General features: G+C 66.2%; 16 protein-coding genes and 3 pseudogenes. 6 read left to right on the forward strand and 13 right to left on the reverse strand.

Annotated features, from left to right (window positions below; genetic code table 11):
• On the reverse strand, window positions 1-1,464 hold a 1,464-nt coding region (locus tag LE181_RS27635), incomplete at its 3' end, for a trypsin-like serine protease (protein ID WP_225664230.1).
• Window positions 1,465-1,759: 295 nt separating this feature from the next.
• Window positions 1,760-2,281, reverse strand: a complete 522-nt coding sequence (locus LE181_RS27640) for a hypothetical protein (protein ID WP_225664231.1) — start codon at window positions 2,279-2,281, stop codon at window positions 1,760-1,762.
• 277 nt (window positions 2,282-2,558) lie between these two features.
• Between LE181_RS27640 and LE181_RS27645 the strand changes: the two genes are divergently transcribed.
• On the forward strand, window positions 2,559-6,674 hold the full coding sequence (locus LE181_RS27645) for a DddA-like double-stranded DNA deaminase toxin (RefSeq protein ID WP_225664232.1): 4,116 nt from the start codon (window positions 2,559-2,561) through the stop codon (window positions 6,672-6,674).
• Window positions 6,675-6,801: 127 nt separating this feature from the next.
• Here LE181_RS27645 and LE181_RS27650 read toward each other — a convergent pair whose 3' ends face one another.
• The 7 genes and pseudogenes from LE181_RS27650 to LE181_RS27680 all read right to left on the reverse strand — a co-directional run.
• Window positions 6,802-7,347: a hypothetical protein gene (locus tag LE181_RS27650; RefSeq protein WP_225664233.1), complete on the reverse strand. Its 546-nt coding sequence runs from the start codon at window positions 7,345-7,347 to the stop codon at window positions 6,802-6,804.
• Window positions 7,348-8,010: 663 nt separating this feature from the next.
• Window positions 8,011-8,847: an ImmA/IrrE family metallo-endopeptidase gene (locus LE181_RS27655; protein ID WP_225664245.1), complete on the reverse strand. Its 837-nt coding sequence runs from the start codon at window positions 8,845-8,847 to the stop codon at window positions 8,011-8,013.
• 141 nt (window positions 8,848-8,988) lie between these two features.
• Window positions 8,989-9,171: pseudogene (locus tag LE181_RS32720) on the reverse strand (helix-turn-helix domain-containing protein); the annotation flags it as partial.
• Window positions 9,152-9,784 carry a hypothetical protein gene (locus LE181_RS27665; RefSeq protein ID WP_225664234.1) on the reverse strand — a complete coding sequence of 211 codons (633 nt, stop codon included), beginning with the start codon at window positions 9,782-9,784 and terminating at the stop codon, window positions 9,152-9,154. The gene LE181_RS27665 and the pseudogene LE181_RS32720, both read right to left, overlap by 20 nt.
• 399 nt (window positions 9,785-10,183) lie before the next feature.
• Window positions 10,184-11,668, reverse strand: coding sequence for a UvrD-helicase domain-containing protein (locus LE181_RS27670; RefSeq protein WP_225664235.1), 1,485 nt, complete (start codon window positions 11,666-11,668; stop codon window positions 10,184-10,186).
• A 234-nt stretch (window positions 11,669-11,902) separates the two neighbouring features.
• A complete protein-coding gene (locus LE181_RS27675) occupies window positions 11,903-12,304 on the reverse strand; it encodes a DUF6009 family protein (protein WP_225664236.1) in 402 nt (133 codons plus the stop codon).
• A pseudogene (locus LE181_RS27680) lies at window positions 12,301-12,720 on the reverse strand (DNA primase); the annotation flags it as partial. The gene LE181_RS27675 and the pseudogene LE181_RS27680, both read right to left, overlap by 4 nt.
• A 42-nt stretch (window positions 12,721-12,762) precedes the next feature.
• Between LE181_RS27680 and LE181_RS32335 the strand changes: the two are divergent.
• The 4 genes and pseudogenes from LE181_RS32335 to LE181_RS27695 form a co-directional block, all read left to right on the forward strand.
• Window positions 12,763-12,924, forward strand: a pseudogene (locus LE181_RS32335) (helicase associated domain-containing protein); the annotation flags it as partial.
• A gap of 9 nt (window positions 12,925-12,933) precedes the next feature.
• Window positions 12,934-14,010, forward strand: coding sequence for a helicase associated domain-containing protein (locus tag LE181_RS27685; protein WP_263869495.1), 1,077 nt, complete (start codon window positions 12,934-12,936; stop codon window positions 14,008-14,010).
• 46 nt (window positions 14,011-14,056) lie between these two features.
• Window positions 14,057-14,287 carry a hypothetical protein gene (locus LE181_RS27690; protein ID WP_225664238.1) on the forward strand — a complete coding sequence of 77 codons (231 nt, stop codon included), beginning with the start codon at window positions 14,057-14,059 and terminating at the stop codon, window positions 14,285-14,287.
• Entirely contained in the window at window positions 14,284-15,261 is a 978-nt protein-coding gene (locus tag LE181_RS27695) for a hypothetical protein (RefSeq protein ID WP_225664239.1), read from the forward strand. Before LE181_RS27690 ends, LE181_RS27695 begins: the two co-directional genes overlap by 4 nt.
• Before the next feature lie 505 nt (window positions 15,262-15,766).
• Here LE181_RS27695 and LE181_RS27700 read toward each other — a convergent pair.
• The 4 genes from LE181_RS27700 to LE181_RS27715 form a co-directional block, all read right to left on the reverse strand.
• Entirely contained in the window at window positions 15,767-16,540 is a 774-nt protein-coding gene (locus tag LE181_RS27700; protein WP_225664240.1) for a hypothetical protein, read from the reverse strand.
• Between the two features lie 668 nt (window positions 16,541-17,208).
• Window positions 17,209-18,156 (reverse strand): phosphotransferase family protein, encoded by a 948-nt coding sequence (locus LE181_RS27705; protein ID WP_225664241.1) that lies wholly within the window; start codon window positions 18,154-18,156, stop codon window positions 17,209-17,211.
• A gap of 549 nt (window positions 18,157-18,705) precedes the next feature.
• Entirely contained in the window at window positions 18,706-19,971 is a 1,266-nt protein-coding gene (locus LE181_RS27710; protein ID WP_225664242.1) for a hypothetical protein, read from the reverse strand.
• 221 nt (window positions 19,972-20,192) lie between these two features.
• A complete protein-coding gene (locus tag LE181_RS27715) occupies window positions 20,193-21,101 on the reverse strand; it encodes a LysR family transcriptional regulator (protein WP_225664243.1) in 909 nt (302 codons plus the stop codon).
• Between the two features lie 712 nt (window positions 21,102-21,813).
• On the opposite strand from LE181_RS27715, the gene LE181_RS27720 reads away from it, so the two are divergent.
• On the forward strand, window positions 21,814-23,253 hold the full coding sequence (locus LE181_RS27720; protein ID WP_225664244.1) for an amino acid permease: 1,440 nt from the start codon (window positions 21,814-21,816) through the stop codon (window positions 23,251-23,253).
• The last annotated feature ends 53 nt before the right edge of the window (window positions 23,254-23,306 follow it).

Consider the following 23,306-nt stretch of genomic DNA (forward strand, 5'->3'; position numbering starts at 1 on the left):
AGCGGTGACCTTGCTGGAGTCCCAGTTCCAGCTGCGCCCGCCGCTCGTCCACGCGTTGCTGTCCCATGCCTTGCGGGGTTTGCTGAAACCGTTGTCGCCGTTGGAGGTGAAGAACAGCGCGGCTTCGTTACGGCCGTCGCTAGTCTTGCCGTAGCCGTAGAGAATGGCGAGGTCGGCCTTGCCGTCGCCGTTGAAGTCGCCGGACGTCAGCTTGCTGGAGTCCCAGTTCCAGCTGTCCGTGCCGCTCTCCCACACCTTGACGGGGGCGCTGAGGCCGTTGCCGTTGCTAGTGAAGGTCATCAGCGTGGTCTCGTTGCGCCCTTGCGCGTTCCTGCCGAGCCCGTAGAGAACGGCGAGATCGGCCTTGCCGTCACCGTTGAAGTCGCCGGCGGTCACCTTGCTGGATTCCCAGTTCCAGCTCTTCCAGGCACCGGAGCCGCTTTCCCAGACCTTCTGGGGAGCTTCGAAGCCCTTTCCGTTGCTGGTGAAGGTCCACAGACCGGTCTTGCTGACACCGTCGCTGGACTTGCCGTAGCTGTAGAGGACGGCGAGATCGGTCTTCTTGTCGCCGTTGAAGTCGCCGGACGTCAGCTTACTGCCATCCCAGCGCCAGCTGTCGAGTGTCCCGGCGCCGGTTTCCCATACCACGCGCGGCTCCTTGAAGCCCTCACCGTTGGCAGTGTGGACCCACAGAGCAGCCTGGCTCTTGCCGTCCTTCGACAGACCGTAGTCAGTGAGCATGGCGACGTCGGCCTTGCCGTCGCCGTCGAAGTCACCGGTAGTGGTCACATACCGCTTGGGCAGGGACAGCACCTGCTTGATCCAGCCGGTGATGTCGTCCACGCGCGTGTCGAGCGCTCCCGTACGGGTCTCTGACGGGTCGGTGTCGAGGCAGCCACCCTGCCAAGAGCGGCTGTTGAGCGCGACGAGCTCGGCACTGTCCCCGGTACCTCGCAGCGCGGGAGCACCAGCGTCGCCCTGGCACATCACCGAGTTCCCAGAGCCATTAAGCCCGATGGAGGCGGGGTCAGCGTACTCGACGGTGAACGTGCCGGTGTGCAGCTTGTTGGGCACCCACTCGGTCTTCGTCCGGCCGAACCCGGCGACCTGTAGCTGCTCACCGACGTTCGGGGCCTTAGTGGCAACCTTGACTGGTTTGGCCTGTGTCTCGGGTACGGGGTGGGCGAGTTTGACCATCACTACATCACGGTCTGGACGCGGGACGAGCTCCACGGCTTCCTGCAGGCTGCCGCTGGATTGGGTGAGGTCCGTACGGCCGACGGTGACGGTGGTCGTCACTGCGGGCTTGCCGGCCAGGACCGGCTTGCCGCCGTCACTGAAACATGACGCGGCAGTAATCACCCACTGGGCATCGACGAGCGCGCCCGAACATGAAGCCGCCTCACCGATATTCAGCTTCGCAGTGAAAGCGAAATCGCCGCTCTTCGCGTCATTCCCGGTCAAGGCTGTAGCAGGAGTCGTAGCGAAGAGACCGCTGGTCGTGGCGACGGCGAGCAGGCATGTTGTCCACGCAGTGCGTGAACGTATTCCAGACATCAAGAAGTCCTTCGAAAAGATTTCGGGGTGGGCCAGCTAAAGGACAGCTGGCCTGCGGCCGAGGGCATGCGCGCCACTACCGGCCGGGGGTGGGGGGCTCGAGGAGGTGTCGTTGCTGGGCCGCAAGTGCAGCCCGCCACTGATGGTGCGGCGGTCAAGGTGGACTGGCAGCCCGCAGGCCACCGAAGCCCTACGCGCTAGCTCAGCCAGTGACGCGGAGTTCGAGGAGGACGGAGGGCTTGCCGGAGTTGCTCGTCTCACCGATGTGGGTGAGGTTTTCCTGGCCTGGCTTGGCGGCGGGAGCGTTCACGACCGTCGTCTCGCCATCGGCAGTGACCTTGGCCTGGACAGGGAGCTCCTTGTTCCACAGGAAGTAGACGTCGGGCAGCTCTAGGGTCAGGAACCCCTGCTTACCGCTGACACTGAAGCAGTAGTAGTTCTTGCCGATGCGAGATTCGACCTGGATGTCGTGCTTCAGGCTGCAGTCGGTGAGCAGGATATGGCCGTCACCTCGCTTAAGGGTGATCTGCTGGTCCTGAACGATCTTCGCCGCACCGGGGTAGGCGAAGCTCTCGACGGTCGAAGGCATGTCAGCAGCTGCGGTTGAAGCGGCTGCAGGGGCCGCCGTATGGGGGGCAGCCTGGGCGACGGCAACGCCAACTGCTGATGCCGTGACTACACCGGCAACACCCAATAGAAGCGTCTTGCGGATACGGGACATCATCGCAGAATCCTCACAACCATGAAGTCTGGCCACACAAGTGACCTATGGGTTTTACATAAGTAAAACATATGTAAGATCTACTCGAGCGCGCCCCTAACTAGGTCCTGACCAGGGGGCGTTGCGGCTGACCGGCGGCGGCAGTCGCGCCTGCCGGCCCTGCCTTCGCAGTCGCATCTCTTCCGCCTCTTCACGCCAAAACGGGCATTCATGGATCTTTCATTGCTTTACGGATGGGCAGCCGCAACGGATCGCGCCCAACCCGAAAGGAACAAAGCAGGTGAAACACCTACTGCGCTTCACCAGGGCGCAATACCCGCCAACACCACGTACCAGCCGGCCTAGACCCCAAGTCCGGCGAGCCACGTACGCGGCACTGCTGTCCACCGCGCTGGTATCAAGTCTGCTGGGCAGCACCCCGGCATTCGCCGCTGGCGAGCCGCACTCCTACTCCTCACAGGACCGCGGGTCCGTCCTCTACCAGTGGCAGACTGGCGGCAGCGGGATCAAGGAGGCAGCGGAGAAGGCGCTGCTGGGCACCGACGAGGACATCGCAAACTTCCTCAAGGGCAGCGACGGTATCCAGCGGATCGATGACCGGATCGAGGTCGGCCGTGTAATCAACGCGGGCGGCCCCTCGGTGCGCAAGGCCGGCATCGCGGCGCTGAAGTCACAGAACCCGGCAGATGTAAAGGCTTTCCTCAAGGACGGCTGGCAGGAACCGCTGCAGATCGATCAGCGAGTCGAGGTCGGCAAGCTGATCAATGCGGGCGGCAAGGGCGTCAAGGACGCCGGTACCAAGGCTCTGCAGGGGACACCCGAGGACGTCGCCCGCTTCATCAACGTCGACCAGTACCAGGCCCGGGAGATCGATAACCGGGTTGAGGTCGGCAAGCTGATGAACGCCGGTGGCCCCAACGTTAAAGCCACTGGCAAGGTAGCGCTGCGGGGCACCCCGGACGACGTCCTTGAGTTCCTCCAGGTGGGCCAGTTCGTGGCCCGCAGCCGCGATCAGGAATACGCTAACGTCGCGCAGCTTGCAGAGCAGGCGGAGAAGGCCGGTGCTGAGGCTGCGGCAGCCACCGAGGCGTCCATCGAAGCCAAGGACCGCGCAGTCACGGCTTCGGCACTAGCCAAGGAAGCCGCCAAGGACGCGGCCCGCGAAGCCGAGGCCGCCGGCAAGGACAGCAAGAGGGCCGCCCAGAAGGCCCGGCAGGCTGCAAATGCGGCCCGGGGCGCAGCCGAAGCCGCCCAGCGGGCGGTCGACGCGGCCAGCGCCGCAAACCGAGCTTCCCGCGTCGCCGCCCTGGCCGCCGCACAGGCCGCAAACGCCGCCATCGGCGCGGCCGACGCCGCTGCCCGCGCTCTCAACGCCGCCTCTGAGGCTGCCAACGACGCCGGCAAGGCCGAGGACGCAAAGAAGGCCGCCACCGTCTCGCGTGAGGCAGCTGCTGGCGCCAAGCGGGCTGCTGATGCCGCCGAGAAGGCCGGCCAGGCATCTCTCAAGGCGGCCGAGGCAGCCAACGCATCCAAGAGCGCCAGTGCCAACGCCAACGAGGCGGCCAGCGCCGCCGATGAGGCCGCCGACTCTGCGGCCGCCGCCGGGGCCGATGCCGACAGAGCACGGGCGGCCGCCGCGGAGACCCGCCGTCATGCGCTGGAGGCCAATCGTGCGGCCGCCACGGCCGAGAGCCTGGCCCGCAAGTCCGCTCAGGCAGCAGGCGAGGCGCGCGATGCGGCCAACTCCGCCGCGGTGCATGCCGAGAACGCCGCCAAGGCGGCCGAAGAAGCTGCCAAGCATGCCGGTGAGGCGGCCATTGCGGCTGACCAGTCCAAGAAATACGCAGATGCGGCCAAAGCCGCAGCCGACGCGGCGACCACAGCGGTAACCACCGCCAAGAAGGTCTTTGCTCTGGCCCGCGAAACCGAGAAGACCGATCTGGCCTCCCGCCGCGCGGCCGCGATCGAGCGCGCCAAGTCCCGCAAGGTGGCTGTCGACGAGTTCACCGCCCAGTCGGCAGAGGCGCTCCTCGAAGGCAAGGCCATCGAGGACGACACCGCTGCCTTGGCCGTCCAGGCCGACAAGCCTGACGCCAACCCCAAGGTGATCGCCACTCAGGGCCGCGCGGTGGCACTGCGCGCGCTCAAGCACTTCGGCTCCTGGCGCCAGGAAGCCGCCGCCCAGGCCCTGGCCGGCACTGACGATGATGTCCTGGCCTATCTGCGCACCGGAGCCAGGCAGGCCGAGCAGGAGGAGGTCCGCAAGCAGGTCGCTGACCTTGCCACTGCAAGCCCCTACCAGGAGGTGCGCACGGCTGCGGCCAAGGCGCTGGAGGGCACCCCGGACGAGATCCGCACCTTCTACGCCACCGGTCAGTACGCGGCCGCCAACGTCGAGTACCGCATCATCATCGGAAAGATCAGCAACGAAGGTGGGCCCAGCGTCAAAGACGCGGCTAAGGCCGCACTGACCGACGGTAGTCCCCAGGCCCTGAGCTCCTTCCTTACTACAGGTCAGTACCAGGCGCGTATCATCGACGAACGGGTCATCGCGGGGCAGTTGATGAACGCCGCCGGGGCCGACACCGAGATGGAGGCCGCCGCCCGCGCCGCCCTGGACGGCCCAGCCGACCAGTTGCACGACTTCATCCAGGTCGGCCAATACATGGCCGACCGCAAGGACCAGCTCACTGCGACGCACGTCAACCAGGTCCAGCAGCTGATCCACGAAGCCGACATTGTCGCCGCCAAAGCCCAGCAGAACCGTTGGCTCGCGGCCAAGGCCGCCGCCGAAGCCAAGAGTGCCTCCATCGAAGCCGATAAGGCTGCCGCTGAAGCCAAGAGCTTCGCCGATCAGGCCAAGGACTACGCCAAGCAAGCCGCCGAGTCTGCCGCCAAGGCGGAAACCTCTGCCAGCCAGGCAGCCAAGTCCGCCTCCACGGCTCGCGACGCTGCCAACCGCGCCGACCAGGACGCTGCAGCCGCAGAAGAGTCCGCTGCACAAGCCGAATTCTCCGCCAGCTACGCGCGCGACTCTGCCGCTCTGGCTGAAGAGGCAAAACAGGAAGCCCACGAGTCCGCACTGGCGGCGAACAGGAGCTCGGAGGAAGCCAAAAACCAGGCTTCCAAGGCGTGGGATGAGGTAGTCAAGAAGCGCGAAGCCGAACTGGCCGAGGCCCGTCGCAAGGCCGAAGAACAGCGCAAGAAGGAGCAGGCGAGGCAGAAAAAGAAGCCCTGCATCCCGTACCCGGCGCGAGATAACCTGCCTCCGTGCATGTACGCCGTCGCCGGCGGTTCAGACGAGTACTACTTCAAAATGCCGGACATTGACCCCACCATGAAGGAGGTCGTCTGGGAGATTTATGGGCTCAACGATGCCAAGAAGTGTGCCAAGGACCCGAGTTTCGGCAGCTGCAGCATGGCTGTCATCTCGATCCTTCCCGTTGGCAAGCTCAAGCTTGCCAAGAAGGGCGCCGATGGTATCAAGGACCTCCTCAAAGGTACCCGGTACAGCAATGTCACTGAATGCCTTCAGTGTTTCCTTCCCGGCACCAAGGTGCTCATGGCGGACAGCTCTCAGAAGAACATCGAGTCCGTCAAGGTCGGCGATCAGGTAGCCGCCACTGACCCCTTGACCGGGGAGACCGGCCCACGCACGGTAACTGACGTCATCGTCTCTGAGCACGACAAGCAATTCAACGAACTCACAATAAAGACCCCGAACGGCTCGGAACAGCTCACTGCAACGCATGAGCACCCATTTTGGTCGCCCTCACAGAGAGACTGGGTGAAGGCTGCCAACCTCCGGGCTGGCATGACCCTTCGGGCGTTCGACGGAACCACTGTCACCGTCGAGAAGAACCTCCCTCACACGAAATACGCCCGAACTTACAACCTCACCGTCGACGACCTGCATACATTCTATGTATTCGCAGGCACGACACCCGTCCTGGTTCACAATTCGGCATGCCCGGTATGGGCAATCAAGGCCCTCGGCGAGATGGCCGACCTACGCAAGACGACCGGGCAAATATTCGACTCCGCAGGAAAGAACATCGGCCCTCAGCTGCAAAGCGGCGAGGGAGACGACCTGTTTAAACTCGGTCTCGAATACATAAAGAAGTCACCCCGATACAAGAGGCAGACCAGCCTCCCCGGATTCAAGGGACTTCCTTCTTCCAGTCACGCAGAACCAAAGTTCGCCGCCTGGATGAGACAGAACAAGGTAAAAGACGCGACCGTGGTCATCAATCAGGACTACATATGCACCGGGTTCGGCAGCTGTCCGGACGTCGTTGCAGAGATCCTGCCGGTCGGGTCCACCATGAAAGTCTGGTATAAAAATAAGCAGGGCGCCCTGACGCCGAAGACGATCTTCGGACGTGCAGTAGAGTGACCCTGACGGCAAAAGATGCCCATCTCCTAACAGCCTAGCAGTTAGTTGAAATAATCGAGACGTCCCTGGCAAACGGTTCCCAGCGCGAGAACCGCCAGCCAGGGGCGTCTTATTTTGTCATGCGCTCTTAATATTCTTCCCACTCGCGCGCCGGAATTGGCCCTTCCTGAAGATCCCCGAACCGATCGGCCCACTCAGTACCGATGAAGACTGGGCGACTGCGAAGGAAATCCCCGCCCTGCTGACCGCGGATTAGAAGGCCGATCTCTTCGAAGTACGGCTCGCAGCGCTGGTTGAGGCGGAACGACCCGGGCGATCCAGTCTCCATCCAGCCCACAATCTCCGACGGTAGACGGTGAGTGAGCCGGAAGTCTCCAAGGAAGACATGCGGTCCTAGGAAAGGGCTGATCGCCACACCAGCCAAATTCCCCCCACTCCCGTAGTAGACCGTCACTCCGGCATCATAGAAAGAGGCAAACTCGCCAGGTGCCGGATACCCGCTGTCCGTGGGATCGCCAGCAGACAACGCAGAAATAACTTGCTCGTGACTCATTCCAAAAAAGAGCGGCCCCACGTTCACATATGGCGTCACCTCCCACCTGGCACGGTCGGCGTCTTCCTTCACTTCCGGGTCGAACAACATCGCTTGAAATGCCCCTACGAAAAGTCGCACTCTGTTGACCTCGATATCATACCGATACGGATCCTGCCATGCGCCATGCGCTCATGGGCGTACTGCTAAAAGCCACCAGGGGATCATCATGGGTGCGCACAATGAGGGGGCTCCCAGCTCCGCCTACAGCTCAGCGTCACAGGGATCTCCGTCAGGGCCGTTGCCCAGGGACCAGCGGTATAGCCGGATAATCGTCGCGAGTGCGGTCGAGCGCCGCAGCCAGAGCGACGCCACCAGGGCGCAGGTCCTGTCGATGTCTGCGCCCGTCTAAAGAAGTCGTTTTCCTCTGGTTTGCGTCGCATCGCACACCTCAGAGCCGTACTCACACCTCATGCGTCTCAGCCTCGCAGCCGGCGCGACGGGAGTGATCGCTGATGCGGGTACTCCTTGGGATGAGACGGGTAGTGCGAACTCCCGGTAGCCGCACCAGCCGCGTTGGCAACCAGAGCCTCAGGGCTCACCCTTCAGGGGCGACGAGAGTTGGGATCAAACAGACTTCACCGATGAAAACGACCTCTAAGAGGTCGTTTTCGCCTGGTTTGCAGCGCCTCGAACGCCTCAGAGCCACGCTCGCACCTACATGGGGCCACGCTGCTGGTGGCTCAGATCGAGGACCCGCTCCCCGGGCAGAGCATCAAGCGCAGGCGAGGCGGTCGGCCGGTGTCAGAGGACCTGAAGGTGCGCTCCCCTGCGGCGACGGTCGCCGAGGCTGATCACAGGGGCAGCTCGACGTGGAGCCGGATCGGCTGCCATGTCCGGTGCAAGGGATCGCATCAGGACCGGGTGGAGTCCTAGGTCTTCGGCTGCCTGGATCACGGATGGCGGCTCACCGTACTTGCGGCCCAGCATGGCCCGGAGGAGGGTCGGCTGCTCCGGGTGCACAACGACGGGCTCGTTAGTTCGCCAGCCCCGGGCGGCAAGCTGTTTGCAGAGGCTCTCGCGGCGGGCTTGGTCGATGTGGCCCAGGTCGTGAGCGCGGTTGATTAGGGCCTGGATGGAAATGCCCCAGCGTTGCTTGAGTACGGCGAATTCACGGAGCATCAGGGGGCCGGAGAATGCTTCCTCCGCCCGCTCGCGGGGGAGCAGGAACGCGCCTGCGAAGCGATGCGCCTCGGCCTCGGCCTGCTTGGGGTCCAGGCCGGCCCGTCGGTGGGGGTGGAGGACGAGGTGTCCGAGTTCATGGGCGGTAGTAAACCTCTGCCTGTCGCCAGTACCGGCCGAGAAGTAGCTGATCAGGCACGGCTCCGCAGTGCCGTTCCAGCAGGAGACGCCGGAGTGTCCCACCACGGCTTCCTCTCCAGCGCCGCCGGAGTCCAGGAAGGTCAAGGGGACCACGGGGATACCTGCCCGTTCGCAGGCGCGGATGACGTGCCCGATCACTCCGTCCGAGGCAACGCCCATCGCGGCGCGGGTCTGATCGGCGAGGCATTCGATGTCCTCGGCCGTGAGGGTGCCTTCGGCCGCGGGCAGGGTGGTCCGGCGGACCTTGGTCTCGGCCATGAGACGTACGGCAACCCGGTACGCCTCTCTGACTGTCGCCTCTACCCGAGCGACCTCCTTGGCGGAGGCGCTGGCCCGCTTACGAAAGGCCAGTGTGTCAGCGGGCAGATCGGAAGGGTCCACGTCGAAGAACGACATAGGAGTGCCGGTCGCCACGGCGATGCGTGTGAGGACGTCGTCACTGACGGGCTTAAGACCCTTTTGGATCTGCGAGATCAACGGCTGCGAGACTCCAGCAGCCTGCGCGAGTTCCCCCTGGGTTAGGCCCATCAGGGACCTCAGGGTCCGAATGCGCTCGGCTGGATCACGCACCACTTCCTTCACCCTCTTCGCGCACGTCTTCGTCGAACTCGAAGGGCAGTGCGATGCCCTTGTCGTCCGGGATGAACTCCCAGTCGGCGAACGACTCAGTGTTGCGGGGGAGCTCGTAGTACAGGTCGAACTTGGCGGAGCGACCCGGCTTCCATTCACCTATCGGGCGAACGATGCGGACCGAGATCTCTCCGCCCTCTCCGGGCGGAGAGAGCCAGACCGCGATCAGGTTGCTGACCTCCACCCCGAACAGCTCAAGCGTTCGATTCTCATAGTAGGTGATCCGGGCCTTGTTCCGGCCAGGCGCCGGCACGACCTCGTAGGGGGTGGCGTGCAGGACACGCAAGGTCATCGTCCCGCGACGCAGATGCAGGCGCCCACTGGAAGTCTGGACGGGCTCCCAGCCGCCGAGGTCGAGCCCGTCAGCGTAGCGACACTCGATGAAGCGGCGTATGTGATCACGGACGAGGTCGGTACGACCCTTGGTATAGCCGTTGCCGATCATGCCGGAATCGTTGTAATGACCGTGGGCGGCGATGTAGCCGGAGTCAAGCGCTTCATAGAGGGGCGAAGACAGGCCTTCAGTGGCCCGCGTGATGTATGACGCATCCTCAGGTGTGAGCATGGCGGTTATTTTATAACCGCGAATCCCACACCATCAACGACTTCCCAGAAGATCCGCCTTCAGCACAGGCAGGAGCAGCCGATACCGTCGCGGCGCTCACAGCCTGCCCGTTGACGGTGACCATGACTTCGGGGTCAGCCTGCTGAGGGCCTGGTACCTTCACCAAAGGGTGCCGACGCCCTCGGACCGCCCGCTCACCGGCAGGCCCCGGCTTACCCAGCCGTCCGCAAAAGCGCCTGCCGGGTCACAGTGCAAGCGCAAGAGCCAGCCGCCGCCCCTCTGCTCGGGAACGCGGTCGGTGCGGGCCGCCCGAGCCGGAGCGGATCCCAGTGAGTACCACTGCTGGCTTGGACATCGGTGACCAGCTCCGGCTCGACAACAGGACGTAGTGCGGAACGTTCAGTCGCTCGCAGCAATCAGTTTCGTTTGAGCCTCCATGGCTTGGGGGTGTGACTTGAACCATCCCAGGCCGCCGATGTCGAGGTGGTGGCGAGCTCGGGTGATCGCCACGTATGCCAGGCGTGCCTCGCCGACGGCAATCGGACCTGGGCGACCCAGCGCGTCAGGCTCGGGTTCTGCAAAGTCCTCGCCGATCCGTACGGAGGGCCACTCGCGGCCTTTGGCCTTGTGGACGGTAGAGACCGTTACGTCGCATGCGTTCTCGGCGCCGAGGCGGTCGACAGCTTCCAGGACTGCTTCCGTGCCGAGGTCGTCGACGAGGTCGACCCAGGGCAGGAGGTCTGCGCCTGCTGGATCGTTCTCGGCGTAGTCCTGGAGCTCGCCCCAGGACTTGAACAAGAACAGCTCCGGGTGACGGGTGCCTTTTCCTGATTTGAGGTCGCGGGCGGCCACAGCCAGCTTTCGCAGCGTGTCTCCGCCGCCGGCCATGGCGACGTACTTGCCGTTGTCCATCTGGTGGAGGACCTCAGCCATGGCACCGCCATTGGTTCGGCACAGGATGGCTTCTGGGCTGTCGGTCGGTGCGACTCGGGTCTGCGTTGCCCGGTGGCCGGTGAGCCGCAGTGGGGAGCGGGTCAAGGTAAGCCACTGGTTTGCTTCGGCGGCAAGGGCGGGCCCGAACCGGAAGGACTGTGACAGGGTCAGGTGGGTGCCGTCGAAGCCGGTCATGATGTCGCGGGCACCGCGCCAGGAGTAGATCTGCTGGGCGGAATCACCGACGAGGACGAGCTGGGCGTGGTCACGTTGCAGCTTGAGGACGTACTCGAGGGCTGGATTGGTGTCCTGGGCCTCGTCGAGAAGGATGTAGTCGCCCCGAATGTAGGGGTCGGTGAGCTGCCACACCTTCAGGTAGTGGTCGTGCTCGACTCGTAGCTTGTCCCCGTCCGGGCGCTGCAGGTCGCGCCATGCGCGCTGTGCGTAGGGCAGCACAGCGCTCGCCAGGACTCGGTGGATCTGAGGATCTTCCGCGCCTCGCTGCTTGGGGACGTGGCGCTCCGACAGCTCTCGGTCGGCCGACTGGCAGTACCGGAGCACGGTCTCCTTGACGATATAGGCGAGATTGTTCGTCGTAAACGTGCACTGTCCGATGGTCAGGCTGCTCCTCAGTCCGAGGAGCTCCGCGGTCTTCCAGGCCGGGGTCCGCGCGCCCCCGAAGCGATGCTTGTAGCGACGGCCAACGGCTCCGTAGGCCAGTCCGTGGCCGGTAGAGCACTTCACGCTTGGTGGGAAGCGCCGGGCGGCCTGGTCTTTGACAGCTCGATTAAAGGCCACATATACCCCGCGGCGCCCGGTGTCGGATGCCGCCAGCATTTCAAGCGTCGAGGTCTTGCCGGTGCCAGCCCCCGCCTGCAGCACCAAATCGGTACCAGTAGCGAATGCGTCGACCGCGGCTGCTTGCTCCACGGTGGGGTTCAGGGTGGTCAACTGCGTCTCTCCTCGCTGTGCTTGGAAAGCGGCGCCTTGCCGCAGCTCCGACAGGAGTCGGGGCTGCGGCGAGCGTTGCAGAGACCACTGACAGTGGGTGATCAGAAAATCGCACAGCGGGACTGGTGTGCTAAACGGTGCGGGATAGAAGCAGAGATACTGACCTGTATGGCAGCCCAGCGTGCCACTGCAGGGGCAGCCCAGCGTGAGGCCCGGCCGGCAGGGACGGGCCCTTCAGAGTGGAAGCGTTATGCCCAGCTCCCGCATGGCGGTAAAAGGCGGCCCGCCTTCGGAGCGCTCGGTCTTGCTGCCCTTGATCCCGGCGGCCAGGGTGCGCGGGTCGACGGCTTCGGCGGGGGCGCCGGTGGCGTAGAGGCCGTCGGGGTCGGTGTCGCGGTCGTGGGGCAGGAGCCAGAAGACGCGGCGGCGGAAGGTACCGGAGGAACGTGAGGCTTTTGCTGCGGGGCCGAGGATGGCGTAGCCGACCATGCGTCCGTCGCGGTGATAGGCGGGCTTTCCTCGGCGCGTGGGCAGGCGGTCCAGGCTCTGGCGGACGTAGTCGAGAGCGGTGGTGTCCTCGAGCCAGACGAGGTCGATTTCGTGGCTGATCTCGTCTTCGGTGATCAGGGAGCTCATGCCCTCTCCTCCTCGGCGAGCAGTCCGATGCCCGGGTAGTACTTGCGGGAGTTGGACAGGATCATCTCGCTGGTCTGCTCGGCTCGCTGGTCGGGGCCGAGGGTGCAGCATTCGTCGAAGAAGCGGCCGGTGTGGTCTTCGGTCTCGGCGTAGGCGGTGGTGGCGATACGCACGCGCTGGGGCCCGGTGAGGTCCTTGTCGCCAGCGAGGTAACGGCGGGCACCGTCGATAAGCCAGGTGAGGATGCCGGGGCCTTCCTCGGTGACGAGGATGTCGGCGAGGTTGTCGATCTTGCGGTCGTCGGGGACGACGCGTTCGAAGGGAATCAGACGCATACGACGCCAGAAGGCGAAGCCGCCGGTGCCGACCTCCGGGCGGTGATTGCCGATCAGCCAGAGTTTGTGCGTGGGGTCGAAGACCGCAACGCCACGCAGCAGCCGGAGAAGGCCGCGGTTGGTATGCGGCTGCACCTGGGGCTTCGGCACAGGTCGGATCAGGCGTTCACCACCGGTCTGGCGCACGCTCGCGCCTACGCCGCCGTCCACGGCCACCTCGCCGCACCGATCCACAGCCGGTTCAACGGATTTGCGCTGGGCACGTGGCTGAAGAATCAACGGAAATTCGCCGCGATGCCACCCGAACACGTCGCGGAACTCGAGGCACTGGACCCGTGGTGGCGGCCGCCGTGGACGGTGATGTGGCAGCGCTTCTACTACCAAGCCCGCGACCACACCCGCGCCCACGGAGCCCTGCGGCCCGAACACGGCTTCCCCACCACCCGCTTCGGCCTGGGCGAATGGTTGTACAACCAATGTGCCGGCTACGACACCCTGCACCCCGGCCAGCAGCGCCTCCTGGCCAGCATCGGCCTCACCCCCGAGGCCGTCCGGGCCGCCCGGCCCCGCCGCAAGCACATGGCCACCCACTTCCAAAGTGTCCTCGCCTGTGCCCGCGCCTTCGCCGACGCCCACGGCACGCTGGTGACCGCGACCACCGACACCGTCCAGGACGGGCTGAAGCTGGGGCAGTGGCTGTCCAACCAGCGCAGCAAAGACCGCGCCCGTCAGCTACGTCACGGCAGCCCCTCGCCCCGCGCGCTGGCCCTGTCGGCGATCGACCCATGGTGGAACCCGCCCTGGGACCTGGCCTGGCAGCGTGCCTGCACCCGCGCCCGCACCACACAAACCCGCCCCCACGGTGTCCCGGCCGACGTACGAACCTGGATCAGAGCACAACACGCCGCCTGGCCCCACCTACGCCCCCAACAGCAACAACTCCTGACCGACCTGGACATCACCCCCGAAGCCGCCGCCCGCCGCCGGACCAGCCGCGTCTACCCCGTAAGCCCAGGCCTCGCCCACGCCCGCGCCTACGCCGCCCTCCACGGCCACCTCTCCTGCAGCAAAGACACCCGCCACGACGGTTTCGCCCTGGGCGACTGGCTCGTACAAACACGCCGCAAAGCCCGACAAGGACGCCTGGCCCCCACCACCAGCCAGGCACTCGACACCATCGCCCCCTGGTGGAACCCACCCTGGCCCAGCATCTGGCAACGCATCTACGAGCAGGCGAAGTTGAACCACCACACCGGCCAGGCCCACTCCCCTGCCCTCCAGCGATGGACCGAACAGCAACGCACCCGTTGGAACACCCTCCACCACACCCAGCGGGAGCTTCTCTCTGGTATCGGCATCCACCCCGTATAGAACCAACAACACCGCCACTGTCAGACCCATACGGAACAATCCCGCCATGGGCGATTCCCTCGCGACACAGTTCCTGAGCGCGGACCTCGAGACGGCCTGCCCCGCCTGCGGCTACCTGATGTGGGTCCGCTACTCGGAGATCGTGGCCCAGACCGCCGTGACCTGCCCCTGCTGCTACACCCACATCTGGCTGGTCGACGAGACCGGCAGCGCGCAGAACGCGGGCGACGCCGTCCAGCAGCAGATCGCACAAGCTCTGAAAGGCCTCTTCCGGTGAAGTACCAGCAGCGCCTCCAGGTCGCCGTACGTGAACGCCTCCGCAAACTCATGACCGCGCCCTACTCCAGCGCCAGCCACGAAGTCCACCTCGCCGTCACCTGGATCAACAGCCAACCAGCCCTCAAAGGCCTCCTCGAAGAGGCGTCCCGGGCAGAGCCAGGTGTAGACCGGGAGCGGTTCCGCACCGGACTAACCCGCAGTGGCCGGTTCGTCTGGCCCAGCCGAACCGAGCAAGGGCGAGCCGTCCTCATCTGGGAGCTGATGCAGGACATCGCTTCCAAGGAAGCGAGCAACCCCGACGTCGGGCTGCGCACCGCGATCGGTTACAGCATGCAAAAACGCCATCAGGACAGTTGGCGAGAGTTCGCCGAGGACATCCTGCAGCCCCTGTTCGATTTCCTCAGCGAACGCGTCGGCGCCGAAAGCAGCATCCTGCACACCCTCGAGCGCTACCGCACCCGCATCGAGTGGTTCGACCGCGAAGAGCTCTACACCCGCTTCGACGCCGACCGCGCCAACGGCGAAGAGGTCTACAACCTCGACCTGCAGCGCTTCCTCTTCCTCGAAGGTGACCACATCACCCACGCCAAGCCTCGCTCAGCTTCTGGCGAAGCCGACCTCATCGGCGACCTCGACGGCCGTGACCCCCTGGTCTGCGACGGCAAGATCTTCGACGGCAAGGGGCGCGGCAAGGGCTACCTCGTCAAAGGACTGCACCAAGTCATCAAGTACGCCCACGACTACGGGCAGCACACCGCCTACCTTGTCATCTACAACATCACCGACAAGCTCCTCGGACTCCCCACTGACGGCACCCCCGGAGCCTGGCCCCCCTACACCGAACTCTCCGGCGTCCGCGTCTACTTCATCCATGTCCGCGTCCTGCCACCCACCACCACCGCCAGCAAAGCCGGCAAAGCCACCCGCGTCACCCTCACCTACGACGACCTCACCAACCCCGACACCGCCTGACCCGTCCCATCAAGTAGCAGCTCACTGGAACTGCTCCACGCTCAACCAACCTGCGCACCCGCATATGCGCAGGTCAGACAGACGCTGCCCCGCCCAGCCCCACACTCCGAGCACCCTAAGCACCGCGAACATCCCCCAGAAGAACTGAGAAACCCCAGGTCGCAGCCACAGCAACAACTCAAAAACACTGGGCGACGACAACCCAGCAGACACTGGCCACGATCGACCCCTGGTGGAACCCTCCCTGGCCCATCCTGTGGCAACGCGCCTACCACCACGCACACACCCACCCCCACCACCCGGCAGCCCGCCGCTGGCTCCAAAACCAGCAACGCACCTGGCGGCTCCTCCACCCCGACCAACAACACCTCCTCACCACAGCCAGCCTCCCCTCGCGCTGAGAACAGGCAAACCGCCGACACGCCCGGAGGCAGGAGCAGCCCCGGCAACTCCGCCCAACAGGCACCGGGACGCTCGCCCCTGGGGCCCAGTGCTGGTGGTCCGGTCAGTACGCCGTGGCCCTTGCCACGTACCTGTGGTGAAGCCGCTGGAGAAGAGCCCGGGTGTGCTGCGTGAGCGGGCGGTGCTGTGTCTCGTCGATGACCAGCGCCATCAGATAGTGGTCGGGGCTGTTGCGTGCGGCATCGACCAACGTGGAGGCCCGGAGGTTGGGCCAGTACCGGCCGTGGGCGAAGCCTGACGCGGCACGCCAGCCGGCGGTGACCTCGCGGGCTCGCAGGCCAGCGTCACGGGCCGCCTCCTCGATGATCTTCCCCGCTTCTGGTTTGTTGAGTGAAGAGACAGGGAGACCAAGGGACAGCGCGAGGTCAGCTATCTCCTGACGACGCTCGCGTCCGTTCTTTCCGCCCGGGCCAGGCACATGGTCCGTGTCCTCCTCGTGCTGGGCACGGTTGCGCATGTCCTCACGCCACAGGGCCAGGGCCCGGCGGCGTCGCTCAGTGCGATCGTTACCGCCCAAGAGCCAGACAGCCGTAGCGAAGTTCTCCAGAGCCCCGCGCATCAGGGTCCACGGACTTTGCGGATCGACCTCCCCTGCCAACACCAGCCTGCGCAGCGCGTCGGCGTGCGCCACCCCGGCGCTGTAGGAGTTGCGGATGAGCGTCGACGCCGCGTACATACCCAGCGGTGCATCGTCAGCCGCGAGGCTGCTCGAAGGCTGCGGTGCCGGCAGTTGCTGGTACGCACCATCCCCGCGCAGGTTCTCCACATCCCCAAACAGCGGCTGCAGGTACGAGGCATCGAATCCTGACCTTGTCATGCCCGGCAGCGTACGGCCGACCACTGACACCCGAAGAGAAGACAACGGACCAGCATGCATCCCCACACCAACTCGCGCGCCGCGGTCCGCAACGCCCCTCATCACGTGAAGACACCCACAGCTGCCCGGTCACCCGCTAGACGAACACGCATACCAACGATCACTGAGCCTGATCGCCGCTCAAGACAGATGACAACAACTGACCACTCGACCAATTACCTGACAAAGACCCAGCTCAGAACACCACCGGATGCCACGGCCACGCCGCTTCAGCGATTCCCCCGAACCCAGGCCTGCGACCACGCCACACATTAAACTGATCACCCAAGCTCAGACCAGCAGGCTCTGATCAGAAAAACCGCTCCTGGACAGCCGCGCTCGCCGCACTCGGGCTCGACTGGACCGCGTAGGCAGACGGCTTCGCTCGCTGGAGTGTCTACCAAGGCTGGAGCCCTGGGAGGGAAGACCTCTCGGGGCTCCGTGGCATATGTCGGTAGCTGCCCAATGGCCGCGCCGTCGGCAGTGGGCGCTTCATTGGGAGCATCCACGTTCGCTGTTGTGGACGGTCATCGGGTCAAGAATGAACTATGCCCAGCTTGACATTGTGGTGCCGATCAGCGACTGACCATCACCTTCCTTCCTTCCTTCCTTCCGTCCGGGGTCGGCACTCAGCGCCCCGTCGGCGCCCGGCGCAGGGCCTCGGATACCGATGGGCGGTTGAGTGTGTCCGCGCACCACTGGAAGTGGCCGTCCTGGCCGAGCGGGTCGTAGGCGTTGCTGGTGATGACGGCGTAGGCGGACCGGTAGAGGGCGAGTCGGTCCGGGGGGTGGCCGAACCGGGTGTTCAGTTCCCGGTCGATTCTTGCTTCGGTGTCCTGGGCGTCGGTGCCGTACATGTCGAAGATGCTGGCGGTCAGGGCGGCGTCGAACGCGGGGTCTCCTGCCGTGGAGAAGAATCCGAAGTCGAGGACGGCCGCTGGTGCCCCGTCGGCTCCCACCAGGATGTTGCCGGGGATCAGGTCCCCGTGGACCAGTGCGGGGCGGACGTCGTCGAGGGTGGCGAGGGCCCGGTGCAACTGGGCGAGTTTGGTGTCGAAGTCGGCTGCTTTTGCCCGCAGCTGGTCGCCGAACCGGTCCGCCCTGTCGTCGACGAGGGTGGACAGGGCCTGGGACCAGCTCGCGCTGCCGTCCCAGAGCGCTCGTTTCTCCGCCATCACGGGAAGGTCGCGCAGTTCAGGGGCGTCGGGGACCTCCGCGAACGCGCCCAGCACGGTGCCCAGGCACGACAGGACGGTGGGCCACTCCTGCGGCCCGCTGAACCTCTTGTCGTCCAACGGTACGCCGGGCAGGTGGCGCTCCACCGTCACCGCCTTGCCGAACACCTCAAGGACCTCGTGATACAGCGGGGTCGCGAACGGCAGCCCCGCCTGGTCGAGGTGGGCGTAGAAACGTCCCAGCCGGCGCAGTTCCTGGGCTGAGCGCTCCCCCCACACCTTCGCGACCATCCCGTCATCCAGTCGGTAGACCGCGCCCTCCATGCCCGAGCCCAGCGGCTCGACCGCCTCGTAACCCTCCCCGGCGAAATGATCAAGCCACTTCTCCTCGTGCCGTTGCATCTGGGCCTCCTCCTCGTTGCCCTGGTCGCGCGGGCTCTGGGCAGAGTGTGGAGCACCGCGAATGTGGTTGTTGCATCGAGTGTGATGCGGGGGCATCGTCCAGCCATCGCAGCAGGTGAGTGGGTCGGCCGATCCTGGCTACGGCTGGCAGGTGCGCATACGGGCCGAGCCGGTCGTGGAGCACACCGCAGCCGGCATGGCCGCCACGCTGGCGCGCACCGACTTCGCTGAGGCACTCGCGGTTTCCTGGTCGAAAGCCCCGGCAGTCAGGCTGCCCCGACTGGCGGAGACGGACGAGACGAGCAGTTGCCGCTCGCCGACGCCACTGGTAGTGATCAAGAGAGGAACGAAGCCCACGGTGCAAGCACCGGCTGTGGCAGTCGGAGCTGAGGATCTGCACGGATGTGTCATGTGGTGTCGTCACCCCGGCACAGCGGCTGAAGTGGCCACCGGGCCGCTGGATGTGCGCCACGATAGAGCCGTGGATGGCCGGGCCGCCCTGGCGGGGAGGGTGTGGAGAGGTTGCGCCGTCCTGGCCGCTCAGTGATTTCAGGATGCGGGTGTGGGGGTCATCTGTTCGTCGGTCAGGCGGGCCCGCCAGTTGCTGACGTGGGCGTCGGGCATGGACGCCAGGCGGGCGATTTCCCCGTCGCTACGGCCGTCGGACCAGGCCAGGATCCGCGTCACGGTGCGGTTCCGGGCGGCGCGGAAGTCCTTGAGCATGTTCTCGAGGCGTTCGACTTCCTCGGCTTCGCAGACGAGCTGCTGGTCGACGGCGGAGCGTTCCTCGGCGCGCAACCGGTGCATATAGGCGTTCAGGCCCGTCAGGACCAGGCCCTCCTCGTGTGCGGCGTTCTGGAACCTTTCGGCCAGAGCCGCCAGCACGCAGTCGGGAACGTCGGCGAGAGTGGCTCCGAGGGGCCTGGCCGCCTCCCAGGAGCCCCGACCGGCCTCTGTCGTCTCCAGCCAGGCACGGGCGTCCGTCGGAGTGCGGTCGCCGCACGCCTTGGCCCGGTAGGCGTACAGGGCGGCACGGTGGCCGTAGAAGGTGAAACCGTCCTCGATCTCCTGATCGGTGGCGCGGCACATCCGCCCTGGTACGCCTCCATAGCCGCTCTCGGGACGGTAGTCGGCGTAGGCGTCGAGTTCCGCGTCCGTGGCCAGGGCCCAGGAGGGGTCGCACAGGTCGGGGTTCATGGAGAGGAACGTGCCGACCTCGATGCGCCAGGACGGGGCCGGTGTCGTGCGCGGTGCGGGCCACAACAGCTCGCCGGAGGGGGTCTCGGTGTGGGTCGCGGCCTGCTCGATGTCGTCCCAGGCGGTGGCTGCCTCGGCCGACCACTCCAGCTCGTCGTCCGGCCCGATCCGGTGGAGCGAGTCCACGAGCCGCTGCACGGCGGGCAGTATGCGCAGCGCGAGCGTGTGCAGCTCCTCGGCGGTGAAGAACCGCCAGGAGCAGCCGCGCTGTTCGTCATGGGTCAGGTGGCCGAGCAGCTGCACCATGACTCCGGGGGCCGGAATGGTTTCGTCGCCGAGCGCCCTGCGGGGAGGGCCGGGGAGCTGGCTGCTGAGGTCGTCGTGCGAGGCGCGCCAGTTGATGTCGCCGAACCAGACGGCGCCGTCGCGTGCGTCCACTGCCAGCCACTGGTGGTAGCCGGCTCCCGGGCCGTAGCGCTGCTCCTGCTGCTCGGCGTGCTCGTCGTGCCAGACGTATTCGGCCGGGGGCGGGTTCAGCTCTACGGCCATGAAGCCGTCCTCGGGGCGGTAGCCGGTGAGGACACGGGCCGTTCTCGGCGCGCTGTCGGCTGCGGTCATGAGGGGTTTCCTCTCGGTGGAACGTCAACCGAGAGGAAACGTAGTGCGCCCGGCACTCGATAGTTTAACTTTCAGCCATCGTGGCCGATAGTCGGAGGTGCCGAAAACGCTGGCGCCGCGGTGTGGTCTACGCGCGTGCAGCCGCCGTCAAGTTGGCTGCTTTTCACACTGCCTCCACAACCCGTTCACCTCCAGCTGCCGCCCCCGCCGCACGGAGGGCCTCAGGAGAGCGCGGACAGTGCTTGCGCGGCGAGCATCTCCTCCAGGGCCAGGACGGCGCGCGGGGCGTGCCGGGTGTCGATGCGGACGGCGTAGATGTAGCGCGTCAACTGCGGCCCGGCCAGGGGGCGGGCCACGACCCGGGCGTTGCCGCGGCCCAGCGCCAGTCGCGGCATGACGGCAACGCACAGGCCCGCGGCCACGAAACCCAGGACCGTGTTGAAGTCGTCCCCCTCGTATTGCAGGCGGGCCTGGAAACCCGGCGTCCGGGCCATCTGGGACAGCAGTTCCAGGCGCAGAGCGGCCTCCGGAGCCGCAATCCACGTTTCGGTCGCGAGGCTGGCCAGGTCGATGACCTCCCTGTCGGCCAGGCGGTGGTGTTCCGGGACCACGGCCACCACCGGATCCCGTGCGACCAGCGTCCGGCGCAGCATCCGGGGCGGCGGGTCGGGGATGAAGTCGTAGTCGTAGCTGAGGGCCAGGTCCATGTCCCCCCGCTTGAGCCGGTTGTAGCCGGCCCCGGGTTCCAGTTGGCAGAGGCTGACCTGCACATGGGGGTAGGCCGTGTGGAGCCGGGCCAGCGCTTGCGGAACGATGCTGGTGGCGGCGGAGGCGAAGGCGCCGAGCCGGATCCGGCCGGCCGTTCCCGCACGCATGGCGCCGAGTTCCGCCGATGCCGTCGCCAACACGTTGCGGACGCTGTGCTCGGCATCGAGAAGGACTTCGCCGGCCGGGGTGGCGCGCACGGGGCGGCGCTCAAGCACCCTGAGGCCCGCGCGGCGTTCGAGTTCGGCGATCTGCTGGGAGACGGCGGGCGCGCTGTAGCCGAGTTCGCGTGCGGCGGCGCTGAAAGAGCCGTGCCGCACGACGGCTTCGAGGGTCGCGAGCAGGCGGGGGTCGAGTCCGTGCACGGAGTTAAGGCTCACTTATCTGTTGCGAAGATGTGTTTTCTTGTGATTGCGGTTGAACGCCAGCAGGATTCTTGCTCGCGGCAAGAAAAACGCAAGGCCCGTGCTCCTGGGGCGTGAGCGCCGCTCCTGTGCCGGCCGGGGTGCCCTCCGCCGGCGCCCCGTCCGCCTCCTGCCGCAGCCCGCCGTGGCTGGGGACGTCCGGCGGGCGTGCGGGGATCCGGCCGTCGACGATCACCTCTCATGCCCCGGAAGGAAGTGGTATGCCCCTACGCCTGGTTGCCCTCAGGCGGCGGCTGGCCGCGCCGTTGCACTGCCGCCGGCACCGCCCGGGACCCACCCGGCCCCCGGCCATTGGGTCCCGGGGTATGCAGCCGGTGAACGCGCACGCGGGCGGCACCCTCCTGCAGCGCCTGCCCGACAGGGGTGGGCCATCACGGCCACAGCCCCCGCCTCCGGCAGCACAACCGCCAGTGACCTGCTGGAGTACGCCGGCACGCCGCGATCCCGGCCGCCGGGGGCACCGCGCCGCACTCCGGTGGAACGGGACCATCTGGACCATCCAGGCCATCTGGGCCATCTGGGCCATCTGGGCCATCTGCCCGACCGGAGGGAGCAGGAGACCGACACGCGACGCACTGGCATGCCGGCCGGCCCTCATCGACATCGTGCGCCCTCAGCGCACGGCCACCACCACGGAAGGCAGACCCCAGGCGTGAGCGAGCAGTTCCTCAAAGACGACAAGCGCCCCACGACCCGTCACGTCGACGCCGGGGACACCGGCTACAGCAAGTCCCTGAAGCCCCGGCACGTCAATATGATCGCCATCGGAGGTGCGATCGGCACCGGGCTCTTCCTCGGCGCAGGCGGCCGCCTCGCCGACGCAGGGCCCTCCCTGTTCGTCGCCTATGCCGTCTGCGGCGTCTTCGCCTTCCTCGTCGTACGTGCGCTCGGCGAGCTCGTCCTGTACCGGCCCTCCTCCGGCGCCTTCGTCTCCTACGCCCGGGAGTTCCTCGGGGAGAAGGGCGCGTACACCGCCGGCTGGATGTACTTCCTCAACTGGGCGACCACCGGCATCGCCGACATCACCGCCGTCGCCACGTACACCCACTACTGGCGCCTGTTCTCCGATGTCCCGCAGTGGGTGATCGCGCTCGTGGCCCTGGCCGTGGTCCTCACCGTCAACCTCATCTCCGTGCGGATATTCGGCGAACTGGAGTTCTGGTTCGCGATCGTCAAGGTCGGCGCGCTGGTGGTCTTCATGGGAATCGGGATCTTCCTCCTGGCCACCCGGCACCCCATCGACGGCGCCGTCCCCGGCCCGGCCCTGATCAGCGGCAACGGCGGGATCTTCCCCAACGGCCTGCTGCCCATGCTGCTGATCATCCAGGGCGTCGTCTTCGCCTACGCCTCCGTCGAACTGGTCGGAGTCACAGCCGGGGAGACCGAGAACCCCGAGAAGATCATGCCGAAGGCGATCAACTCGATCATGTGGCGCGTCGGCCTCTTCTACGTCGGCTCGGTCGTCCTGCTGTCGATGCTGATGCCCTGGCACAGCTACAGCGCCGGCCAGAGCCCGTTCGTGACCGTGCTCTCCCGCATCGGCATCCCGGCGGCCGGCGACGTGATGAACCTGGTCGTCCTCACCGCGGCCATGTCCTCGCTCAACTCCGGCCTCTACTCCACCGGCCGTATCCTGCGCTCTATGGCCGTCAACGGCTCTGCACCGCGCTTCACCGCCCGGCTGAGCCGCAACCACGTGCCCTACGGCGGCATCCTGCTCACCAGCAGCATGTGCGTCCTCGGCGTCGGCCTCAACTTCGTCGTTCCCGCAGACGCGTTCGAGATCGTGCTCAACCTCGCCGCCCTCGGCATCCTCGCCACCTGGGGCATGATCATGGTCTGCCACCTCCTCTTCTGGCGGAAGACCCAAAGCGGCGCACTGACCCGCCCCTCCTACCGCCTGCCCGGCTCCCCGTGGACCGAACTGGTGACACTGGCCTTCCTCGCCTGCGTCCTGGTCCTCATGTACGCCGACGGAGGGGCCGCGCGCACCACCGTGCTGTGCGTGCCGCTGATCGCCGCGGCGCTGGTCGCCGGCTGGTACGCGGTTCGCGGGCGCGTGGCGGGCGCCACGGCCGACAGCGAGCGCTGAGCCGGCCACCGGCCCGCGGCATCCGCAGGCCGCAGGCCGCAGGCCGCAGGCCG

This window comes from Streptomyces sichuanensis (assembly GCF_020328095.1).
Taxonomy (GTDB): domain Bacteria; phylum Actinomycetota; class Actinomycetes; order Streptomycetales; family Streptomycetaceae; genus Streptomyces; species Streptomyces cinnamoneus.